This window comes from Sphingobium sp. MK2 (assembly GCF_040170545.1).
Lineage (GTDB): Bacteria > Pseudomonadota > Alphaproteobacteria > Sphingomonadales > Sphingomonadaceae > Sphingobium.
In genome coordinates this window covers 1-8902 of sequence record NZ_JAZDXA010000074.1, presented here as the reverse complement: position 1 = coordinate 8902, position 8902 = coordinate 1, and the positions used below count along the sequence as shown (strand labels likewise).

General features: G+C 56.4%; 12 protein-coding genes. 2 read left to right on the top strand and 10 right to left on the bottom strand.

Annotation, left to right across the window (positions count from 1 at the left end; genetic code table 11):
* Positions 1 to 368: 368 nt before the first annotated feature.
* Positions 369 to 1316 carry a hypothetical protein gene (locus V2I08_RS19950; protein WP_349636512.1) on the top strand — a complete coding sequence of 316 codons (948 nt, stop codon included), beginning with the start codon at positions 369 to 371 and terminating at the stop codon, positions 1314 to 1316.
* 33 nt (positions 1317 to 1349) lie between these two features.
* Here the strand turns inward: V2I08_RS19950 and V2I08_RS19945 are convergent, their stop codons facing one another.
* Together V2I08_RS19945 and mobQ are read right to left on the bottom strand one after the other, a co-directional pair.
* Positions 1350 to 1850 (bottom strand): hypothetical protein, encoded by a 501-nt coding sequence (locus tag V2I08_RS19945; protein WP_349636511.1) that lies wholly within the window; start codon positions 1848 to 1850, stop codon positions 1350 to 1352.
* 2 nt (positions 1851 to 1852) lie between these two features.
* Entirely contained in the window at positions 1853 to 2824 is a 972-nt protein-coding gene (mobQ, locus tag V2I08_RS19940) for a MobQ family relaxase (RefSeq protein ID WP_349636510.1), read from the bottom strand.
* A 199-nt stretch (positions 2825 to 3023) separates the two neighbouring features.
* Here mobQ and V2I08_RS19935 point away from each other — a divergent pair, with 199 nt between their 5' ends.
* Positions 3024 to 3215 (top strand): hypothetical protein, encoded by a 192-nt coding sequence (locus tag V2I08_RS19935; RefSeq protein ID WP_349636509.1) that lies wholly within the window; start codon positions 3024 to 3026, stop codon positions 3213 to 3215.
* Here V2I08_RS19935 and V2I08_RS19930 read toward each other — a convergent pair.
* From V2I08_RS19930 to V2I08_RS19895, 8 genes are all read right to left on the bottom strand, one after another.
* Positions 3199 to 3690 carry a hypothetical protein gene (locus V2I08_RS19930; RefSeq protein WP_349636508.1) on the bottom strand — a complete coding sequence of 164 codons (492 nt, stop codon included), beginning with the start codon at positions 3688 to 3690 and terminating at the stop codon, positions 3199 to 3201. The genes V2I08_RS19935 and V2I08_RS19930 overlap by 17 nt on opposite strands.
* A 38-nt stretch (positions 3691 to 3728) precedes the next feature.
* Positions 3729 to 5330, bottom strand: coding sequence for a TraM recognition domain-containing protein (locus tag V2I08_RS19925; protein ID WP_349636507.1), 1602 nt, complete (start codon positions 5328 to 5330; stop codon positions 3729 to 3731).
* Positions 5331 to 5342: 12 nt separating this feature from the next.
* Positions 5343 to 5603, bottom strand: coding sequence for a hypothetical protein (locus tag V2I08_RS19920; protein WP_349636506.1), 261 nt, complete (start codon positions 5601 to 5603; stop codon positions 5343 to 5345).
* Positions 5596 to 5814 carry a hypothetical protein gene (locus tag V2I08_RS19915; protein ID WP_349636505.1) on the bottom strand — a complete coding sequence of 73 codons (219 nt, stop codon included), beginning with the start codon at positions 5812 to 5814 and terminating at the stop codon, positions 5596 to 5598. Before V2I08_RS19915 ends, V2I08_RS19920 begins: the two co-directional genes overlap by 8 nt.
* A gap of 132 nt (positions 5815 to 5946) precedes the next feature.
* Positions 5947 to 6684 (bottom strand): hypothetical protein, encoded by a 738-nt coding sequence (locus V2I08_RS19910; protein ID WP_349636504.1) that lies wholly within the window; start codon positions 6682 to 6684, stop codon positions 5947 to 5949.
* A 1-nt stretch (position 6685) separates the two neighbouring features.
* Positions 6686 to 7573, bottom strand: coding sequence for a hypothetical protein (locus tag V2I08_RS19905; protein WP_349636503.1), 888 nt, complete (start codon positions 7571 to 7573; stop codon positions 6686 to 6688).
* 65 nt (positions 7574 to 7638) lie between these two features.
* Positions 7639 to 8091, bottom strand: a complete 453-nt coding sequence (locus V2I08_RS19900; RefSeq protein ID WP_349636502.1) for a hypothetical protein — start codon at positions 8089 to 8091, stop codon at positions 7639 to 7641.
* Between the two features lie 76 nt (positions 8092 to 8167).
* On the bottom strand, positions 8168 to 8620 hold the full coding sequence (locus V2I08_RS19895) for a hypothetical protein (RefSeq protein WP_349636501.1): 453 nt from the start codon (positions 8618 to 8620) through the stop codon (positions 8168 to 8170).
* Between the last annotated feature and the right edge of the window lie 282 nt (positions 8621 to 8902).

Sequence of the window (8902 nt, the reverse complement as noted above, 5' to 3'; positions counted from 1 at the left end):
ACTATGCAGCCCTCGAGAACCTCGATATGGCTGCATAGCCCAATGAAAACTGCCTCCTGAAAACCCGGGGCGCTTCAGTTATCTATCTTGATGCTGTGGGGGTTGAGGAGCGGGCCTTTGCTGCGCGCATGTGGGAGCCCGATAGGGCTCAATGAATTGCTGGAAATCTCCGTCCAGCATTGCTCTCGCTACGTCGCTTGTCGGTGGGTAGCTGAGAAGCAGCGTACGATTGTCCGTTGTGCAGACGAATGCTACGCCGTACCCTTGAGAGTCATCATTCTTAATCGTCGATTTCCAGTTTAAAATCGCTGTGAAGACCAACAATATTCGTGCTATTTGCCTTGAGCGAATTGGCGGGGGTTAATTCTATGAAATCGACGCTTGCGACGGCATCTGCTTTGTTTTCTTCATTTCTTTCCTTTTCGGCACATTCTCAGGAAAGCCAGTCCAACCAAGGCATATTCCCAGGATGGAAAGACAATATATCGTTTTCGATAAATCCTAGAATAGGAAAATCCCTACCTTCTGATTCTTCACAGGACATTGTTGATGAAGGTGAAGGAGAAATTGCATTTACAATCAGTCGACCAAAAACCAAGGGTGGAGTTCAACTGCAATTTAAATTTGGCATTATTTCTGCTCCGCAACTATTTGATAAGGCTGATCCGACTAGCGCTTTGTATGGCGAGGCCACGATAGGTGATAGCTACGTTACAGTACGCGAATTGCTGGATCGTAGCGGAGAATTAAGCCCCGATGTATCGGACGCCGTACGTCCCTATGTCCGCTATCGCTTTACAGCGGCCTACAATGATTTTTTAGACAAGTGGGCGCGGAGTGACGACACGTTGACCGCAGGTGTGCGGTATCGCGATGTTCGTACTATTATGTGTAATGAAAAGCTGCCACCCGCGACGCGGGTTGGAGCATGTTCTGATACCCCAGGGGTATATGTTGAAGCGCGAGCAGAGGTGAGCCATACATGGTCAACCGATGTGAGCTATCGGCGGGTGTATCCCAGCCTTCGTCTCGACGTGTATAGCAGACCATTGGCGGGCGGAGTTCGCATTTTTGGATGGGCGCAGGGTGAAACAAGTTTCTTTCGGGACGAAAGAAACTTGAAAGGTAGATTGAGAAAAGACCAGAGATTGCGGCTAGCAGCGGGGCTCGACTTGTCGAAATGGGTCAGCCGTTTAGGGCCGAAAATAGACCTGTCCATTTCAGGGCAATATCAGCGGCGGTGGTCAAATTTCGCCGATAAGCGGCATGAGCGTGGCTATTTTATCCCGTCATTCACTTTCACATCTCCTCTATGATTTAGGCCGGTTTTCAGCATTCAAGTTGTAATATCAGCCTGGCGCTTCAACCCGTCGAATGGCCGTCACCAACGGTGACGCCTTCACACCGGGCCACAGCTCGGCGGCATATTCGATGACGCCCAGGGCGGTGCCTTGCTGGATATGCCGCACCAGTTCATCAAGGCCATGGCCCTCGATCGCAAACTGCCGGGTGCCGAAATCCAGTGATAGCATTCGGTCGCCGATAAATTCGACGGCATAAAGGCTGTGGTAGGCCATGGCCCAGCCAGTCCATATTCGCGCCCTTGGCTCGAATTTCCGGCATTCCAGCATGAGCGCGGGTTGCGACCGCGCCCGCTGGATGATCCAGGGTTTATACTCGGTGAGATCCAGTGCGCGCCCTTCCTCATCGGCGGGTTCTTCGCGCAGCGGCGCTGACGCCGCTGCCGGGCCGGGCGGCTCACCATCGCGACGGGGTTGCTCGAACATCGCGCGCCAATTGCCGACCCGGCGCGGATCAGGCTCCCAACTATTGGGAATGGAATCGGGCATTGCTATCGCTCCATGTCAGGGGTGTAGTTACGCGGCGGCGCACGGTTCGGCTTGTCCACCGGGGTCATTCGTTCCACCTGCCTATCGAACCAATTAAACCAGCGTCTGGCGCTGCGCGCTCTGTCCCCCATCCGGGTTGGCTCTGTCTCCAGCCCAGTGAATGCCTTTTTGACGCGCTGCTCCAATTCCTGCCAATGCTTGGCCATATGATACTGGCCCCATTTCTCACGGAAGACCGGCGAAAGAACGGTCTTCATGTAATAGGCAATGCCAAGCATCGGCTCCGGCAACCGAGCGATGCCTCGCTCCAAGAAACTGCGCCGGTCGATACGGGCTTCGACACCCGCGCGTAATAACGCCGCGTTTGCGATGTTCTCCCAGCTTTCTCGACATTTTTCGTAAAAATCTGAGCAATTCCAGCTATTTATGTTAGAATTTATCATGACCGGCCGACCGTTGGGATAAACCTTGCCTTCCGGGTCCTTTATGCGCTCGTGACGAATCTTCAGCCCGAAGCCGTCCGAAGTGAGAGGCCGCATCGTCAGCATGATGTGGCAATGCACGTTCTCGCCGGAATCGCTGGCGGTGACGGAATGCCAGCAGCAATCGGCTACCATCCCGCGACTGACGAAATTCGCCTGCACAAAGTCGCGGACGATGCTGATCCGCTCCGCCGGACCCAACTCACGGGGGATTGCCACATAAAGTTCGCGCGCGACCTGGGCGTCCTTGCGCTTCTCGCCAGCCTCAACGGCGTTCCAGAATGCCTCCCGTCCGATCCCCTGCACCCATGCAGGAGCATTATCCGGAAACATCAACTCCGTTCTCTGGACGCCCTGTTTGCGGGTATAGTCATGCACCCGCCCGGTGCGCTGGTCCTCCAGCTTTTCGCCAGCCCGATAAGCGGCGGCAGCGACAGCGGACCTACCTGCGCTTCTCTGGATCACCTGGACCCTCATGGAAAATAGCGCCATGTCACCAACCGTCCGTCGTCATATCTCCCTCTCTCCCCAGCCGATAAACCGGCTTCCCAAACGCAGTCAGAAAAGAGCCAGCAGAAGAATGGGCTCGTAGATACGTGACGGTTAAAACAACCATCACGTGCACCCATGCTGGAGGCTTTTCTGAACGTATTATGGGGGAGATCAGGGTTAACGATTCCCTAATGCGCCAATGAAACAGACTGTTTCCCCGGCGCACGGGGGCGATGGCGACGGTCGCCTTGCGGGTGGCCGGGCAGCGACCCAGCCACCCGCAACGGGCAATCGGCAGTTGCATGGTAGCGATGCCACCATGGTCCCTGCGGGAGCCGATTGCGCCATGGGCGACGATGGCATGGGCGGGCATATTACAGCCCTCCCATGATGAGGCGGCAGTGATCCGGCAGGGCGGCGTAGGCCTGCTGCACGGTAGGCACCCGCAGCCGTGGCTTGCGCACGCACACCCTCACCAGATCATCCCGCATTGCCCGGCGGCGACGTATCCGGCGATAAAATCCCCGAATAGTGAAGAAGATGATGGCACCGGCCACCCCAACCGTGCTCAGACCGAGGGCGGTTTGCGTCTCCAGCCGGTCGATGGTGGCGACGAGGTAAAGGGCGAGCGCCACCAACGCCATCACGGCGGTCAGTGGCTTCACGAAGGTGCTGCGTCGTCGCACATGGCTTGCCATTGCGGCCCATGCCCGCCGCTTTGCCAACCATGCCTCACGCTGCTCGTAAGCGCGCATGACCGGCCCGCCAAGGATGAACGCAGCGACCGCCATCGGCCATGTGTCCGGCTCGGTAAGCCACATATAGCCCGACCACAGGAAAAATCCGATGGTGGGATAAACGATCAACGGATGCCCCAGCATCCGCGTTCTGGTGCTGAGCATTCTCATTTCTGCTGATATTCCACTTGCAGGAAGTTGGTGGCCGTCTCAGGGAAAATGCGGCCGCTCTGATACCAAAGTGCATCAACCCGGCCTCCAAAGGCATCGCCCCCGGTGCGCAGGCCAGTGCCAAACCAACCGGCCTCAATCGTGTGATCCATCGTTTCGTTGACGGACCAGCTCTCGCCTTGGCTCGACCCAGTAGAGCGGTTACGGCCATAGCTGTCGGAGCCGCCATGGGACGACCCGCTGCCCCACGAACTGCCGCCGCCATAGCTGCTACCGCCCGCACCGCTATTGTGGCTGGTCGATCCGCCAGAGTTAGAGTTCACGCCCCAATTGTCGCCCTCAGAAAGGCTGACGCCATGGCTGCTATTGGTGCCATGGTTCTGGCTATAGCCGCCGCGCCGCTGAAGGCTGCGGCCGATCTTGTCCGCCATCCACCGATTGGTAGTAGCGCACCCTGACGAATGGACCACGATGGTGTTGAAGTTACTGACGAGATTGTCTGCCCGATCATGAGCATTGTCGCCCCCGCAGGCGACCCGCAAGGCGGGCAAGCTCTGCGTCGCCATGACAACCGACACCAGCGAGCTACGACACCGGGCCATGAACTCGGCATCGCGGTGATAAAGCATGACCTGTGCTTCATCCATACCAATCCCCAGTGGGTGGACACCCTGCCGCGCATCCATGCCATGGCGACCAAGGCTCGCCCGCTGCACGAGATATTTTATGGCTTTCTGCGCAATTGCACCGTCTTCCCCGTAAGATTGGACAGGAAAATCGAGAATGACGATTGCCTGATGAAACAGGATTTCCGGTACGATGGTTGTCTCACCGCAGAATAACTCAGACAATATGCCCTGTTCAAACCGGGACAGCGCTGTCGTCAACGTAATGGTGATGTTGCTCGACGTCTTGCTGTCGAGGCTGATGAACTCATTCCAATATTCCGCGCAGCGCTGGGCCGCCGCTTCGTCAAAGCCAGGGATCGGCCCTTGCTTCAGGCGCTCCGCTGCTTTGATAAAGGTCTGCCACCAGAAGGAGGTTTTTTGCCATTCCGGGTCCCGCATCTGCTCCAGCGACTTTGGTGCACTTCGCAGAAAGGCAAGAATATCGGTAATGCGTACCCGCCCATATGCGGCAAACAGGGGCGGTATCGTATACCGCAAATGGGCCTGCCGGGCCGAGAGCCAGAACTCGTCACCACTTTTTCCTCTTGAAGGTGAACAACTTAGCGCAATTTCGATAATTTCGCCAACAACATCCACGACATTGTTGATATTGCCTGAGCGTGCCAGTTCCCACGCGATGAAATCGAGAACAGCAGCTCCGACACGCCAGATGAAAAGCGATGCGCATCGGCCTGCCTCCATGCAGTATTTCTTATATTCTCGCGCGTCTTCTTCTTTGACCGTGCACAGCAACATGCCGAACCCCGCCCTCAACATCGCGATGATAACCTGCTTGAATGTTGTGCTGGACTTGCCCGATCCCGTAGTCCCAAGGATCAGGATATGGGACAGCGCATGGCGTATGGTCCAGGTGCTGAACCGCGACAGGCGCAGCAGTGCGCCGTCCAGTGATAAGCGTTTCCTACCCATGATGGATGCCTTTCAAAGGTCGATGCCGGGTGCGCGATCCATGTCGCGATCTGTCCGGGCGCGATCGATGGCGTGATCGGGATCGATACCCAGGAACCGGTCGAAGGCACCTTGTTTCGGCTTGTCGTCTTCGGCAGGGCCAGTATCCCATCCACTGCGGCTGGGCTGCTCCGGCATCCGGCGACCAAAGAAGCCCTCGAACAGGAGTTTGTCCCTGATGTCGGCGATACCTTCACCGATGGCGCGGAAGATTTGCCGCAGCCAGTCAGTCACGGAAGGAAATTCCGCATGCGCAACGCCATGGCAGGCGCTGATAGTTGGCGATGCGCACGGCGCTCAGCTCGGCAAGTTTCCGCGCGCCTTCCTCGATCCGGCCATAATGGCGCAGGTAGTCGGCTTCTGCCGCCGCCTCGCGATAAAGCCGCTCGTCAATCAGGTTAGAATGATGGTGGCCGACAGAGCCACAATTCGGGCATTGGGTCATTGCCATTCTCCAAAATGCAGGGCGCACGAACCCACCGCCGCGCGGCAAAGCCCGCGCGCCCTTCAAGTTTTGTCAGGTGTTGTCAGTCACTCAGCGGCGGCACTCAGCGCTTAAGAAGCCGCCTGCCCATCCTCACAGCAGGGAGGTAAAGGCCATGTCTTCCGGGCGGACGCCCGCCGCTGAGAGATATTCGCGCCATCCAGCAATTAGATGCTGCACCTGATCGTTGGGTAGCGTCTGGGCGCTCTGGCCAATACCAGCCGGTGCCATCCCAACGCCGATCATATCTACCGAACATCCACGAAGGAACGGGGATGCCGGTGGCGGCAGATGCACAGGCTGGCCCGCCTTGAGCGCTTTCGTCGCCGAGAAACGCTCATCTTCGGCGATGCCATCGGTAAGAATGACGACGACACTGCGCGGCGTGCAGCGGATACCGGCGTTTTCGAGACTGAAGGTAATGTTCGTTGAGCCATCTCCGCCACGCTGCCGGTTTTTCGCCATCTGATCTTGCAGGGCCGCTTCCATGTCTCGGCGGACGGTTGGAAGCCGTTTGGCATAGCCGGACTTCACCTTGAAAATCGCAACACCATTTCCAGCGCTTCGATCACCGAAATTCATGATGCGGAAACTGTCACCCAGTTCCTGCCGCATCATCGCCTCTCCCACACGTCTGACTGACGCCTCCGCATAGGATGGGGAAGCGATAAACGCTGTACTCGCCGATGCATCGAGCATTACCGTCATTTCCGCCGCTTGTCGCACGGGAGGTTCCACGGTGGCATCGGTGGAATTGCACCCAGCGAGGCAAAGCGCCAGACCGGTCAAGGCGAACACCGGCACGGCTTTGGTAAGGATAACATGTGTCATTTCATACCTCCTTGTTCTTGAGCAGGGTGAGGAAGAACTGGACGTTCAGGCTTTTGAGATAGGCTTGCAGCCGGTCGAGCGCTGGCAGCGGTGTATCCGGCAGGTCCATCACGACATCCTCTGGTCGAATATCGCTCCCGACAGATTCGACCGAAGCATGAGCATCATGGGCCTGCGCAGCGGCCTGGCCGATCAGATCAGCTGCTTCCACGGCTGCCTTGCGCCGAAGCACGTCGGGAGCTTCCCGCTCGGCGATGCTGGATTGCAGCACGGCGATACGGGCATAGCAGGCATCCGCCGCTGCCAGTTCGTGCGAGATGCTCTCCACCTCTGCCCGCTCGGCCCTACCGGAAAGGATTGTCCGGATCGCAGGAAGCAACTTGCCCATCAGGCGATTGCTGGCAAGAAAAGACACACTGAAAAGTGCGCCACAGGCCAGCCCTAGACCAGCACCAGCGATGCCCCCAATGCCATCCCCTTCGCCTGCTGTTTGCGCGGTGGCAACGAACATGAATGCGGCCATGCCGCCCATGAGCGCGACAATCGGCAGAACACCGAACTTGCGCAACGCCTTGCGAACCGGATGTCCATCCGCCTCGGAATTGTCATGAATGAGAGCGTGGCTCAAAATCAGGGCCGCGACGATCCCCCACCGCATCGACATCATTTCTTCGCCGAGATTGGTGCCGTCCGACAGCGTGCCATATTGGGCGGAGAGTGCCACCTTCATGCTGAACATTTCGCTGGCACAAGCCACCACGATGCCGATGGCGCTGACCGATGCCTTAAAATAGGCATGCCCTAGCGGCAGGAGCTTGCCGCGCGCCGCTTCGATCCCGACCTGGCTCCGCTCGGTAATCGGGTAATACTCTTGGACTAACGAACTCATCGCTATTCTCCTTCACTTCTTGCTTGGGAAAAGAGGGCCGGAGTCCCGGCCCAGGATGTCGACGATCAATGCCGCAGGCTGGCCCCGTTTTCTGACGGCCAAATGGTGCTGATGCGCCGATGTACCCGTCCACGCGGCGGCTCCGGCTCTGGCGGCACAGGCGCAGGGAACAGCGCATCCAGCCTGCGCAAATGCGTATCCAGCGCATTTTCCGTAGCCTTCAGTTCGCGCCGATCCTCTGCCAACTCATCGCAATGGTTGGCATGAAGCCGCCAGATCAGCGCATCGGCGGGCACATGACCGTAATGCGCCGTGCGGGTAAAATCTGCGTGGATGTTATCGCGCTCGGCGAGGATTTTCCGCTTATTCACGGTGCTGACGAATTCATGGTCGCCTGCTACTGTCGTCGTGTACGTAGGTTCCTGCGGATTCTCAGTGTTGCCTGTCTTCGGCATGCGAAAGGAATCTGACTTATTCCTCCATGCCGAAAGAAGCATAGTCTTGTTCAACAAAGACATGATGTTTCCTTTCCAAAAATGGGGATTTCCCATCGGATTGCAGTTGTCAGATATGGATCGTCGTATGATTTCGGTGCTAGAGAGACCGGGCGCGCGGTGCTAACGACAAAGCCTTGTCGAGTCGATCTTCTAATTCACTGACACTGGTAGTCATAACTTCTTGGGTTTCAAAATTGCCGTCTAAGGCTTCCAGCATACGTTCGTACCGCTCTAATGCTGGATGATTTACAGGAGTTGCTGTAAAGACTATGGCTTCATAATCATTATCAAAATGATACTCAGCTACATAATCTGATGCTCTCAGTCCGAACCTTTTGGCTAGTTCGACTGTCTTTGTCAGAAGTGCAATTTGCGTAGATGCGACCATAAAATTATTCATAATTATTATTACATGATTATTGTAATTCATAATCGCAACTATTGTTAGTGACAATTTTGTGACACTACTTTCTCCTTTTTCGTGGCGCAGAGGCTGGGTGCCGGTGGAGCTACTTCTCAGCACGTTCGGCATTGAGTGGATAAAAACCATCGCCTTGATCCGCTTCCCAGTTGCTGCTGTGCTGAGGATTGCGAATCGCGACGGAAATCAAAATGGGTTCATTCGAAAAAGATTCAGAAATAATTCGCAAGCGCGATCACTATCCCAGGCCGGGAGCGCCATTTTACGAGCTATTCTGTTTTCACATGGATTGGGGAACGAGGCCGGAGATTGAACCAGATTCCATCGGAAAATCATGGCCCAACTTGAACAGTGCTTTTGGAAAAGGCATTGTGATTCAATGAGATGCATGCACCGGCGCGAGTGTTACCA

Coding starts and splice junctions, on each gene's coding strand:
- V2I08_RS19905 (WP_349636503.1), bottom strand. CDS start 7,573: ATGAGTTCGTTAGTCCAAGAGTATTACCCGATTACCGAGCGGAGCCAG.
- V2I08_RS19925 (WP_349636507.1), bottom strand. CDS start 5,330: ATGGGTAGGAAACGCTTATCACTGGACGGCGCACTGCTGCGCCTGTCG.
- V2I08_RS19910 (WP_349636504.1), bottom strand. CDS start 6,684: ATGACACATGTTATCCTTACCAAAGCCGTGCCGGTGTTCGCCTTGACC.
- mobQ (WP_349636510.1), bottom strand. CDS start 2,824: ATGGCGCTATTTTCCATGAGGGTCCAGGTGATCCAGAGAAGCGCAGGT.
- V2I08_RS19915 (WP_349636505.1), bottom strand. CDS start 5,814: ATGACCCAATGCCCGAATTGTGGCTCTGTCGGCCACCATCATTCTAAC.
- V2I08_RS19950 (WP_349636512.1), top strand. CDS start 369: ATGAAATCGACGCTTGCGACGGCATCTGCTTTGTTTTCTTCATTTCTT.
- V2I08_RS19935 (WP_349636509.1), top strand. CDS start 3,024: ATGAAACAGACTGTTTCCCCGGCGCACGGGGGCGATGGCGACGGTCGC.
- V2I08_RS19945 (WP_349636511.1), bottom strand. CDS start 1,850: ATGCCCGATTCCATTCCCAATAGTTGGGAGCCTGATCCGCGCCGGGTC.
- V2I08_RS19895 (WP_349636501.1), bottom strand. CDS start 8,620: ATGGTTTTTATCCACTCAATGCCGAACGTGCTGAGAAGTAGCTCCACC.
- V2I08_RS19900 (WP_349636502.1), bottom strand. CDS start 8,091: ATGTCTTTGTTGAACAAGACTATGCTTCTTTCGGCATGGAGGAATAAG.